Genomic DNA, 256 nt, shown 5'->3' with positions numbered 1-256 from the left:
CCTTAACCATGATTCTCTCGATCGCCTTAGTATTCTCTACCTGATCACCTGTGTCGGTTTCGGGTACGGGCGGCTAAAACCTCACGTCGATGCTTTTCTCGGCAGCATAGGATCACCAAATCCCCCACAAACGGGGTCCCATCACGTCTCAGGCCAACACCGGCGCATTTAACAACCGGATACCCTACACGCTTAGACCACGACAACCATCGCGTGGCTTGGCTACCTTCCTGCGTCACACCTGTTAATACGTTTA

The 256-nt window shown here is 52.7% G+C and carries 1 rRNA gene; it reads right to left on the bottom strand.

Going from position 1 to position 256, the window contains the following annotated elements:
- Positions 1-256: ribosomal RNA gene (locus tag L7A20_RS11910) — 23S ribosomal RNA — on the bottom strand; the annotation flags it as partial.

It is taken from the genome of Rothia nasimurium, from assembly GCF_928381415.1.
GTDB lineage: Bacteria > Actinomycetota > Actinomycetes > Actinomycetales > Micrococcaceae > Rothia > Rothia nasimurium_H.
This window is presented reverse-complemented; position numbering and strand designations above follow the sequence as displayed.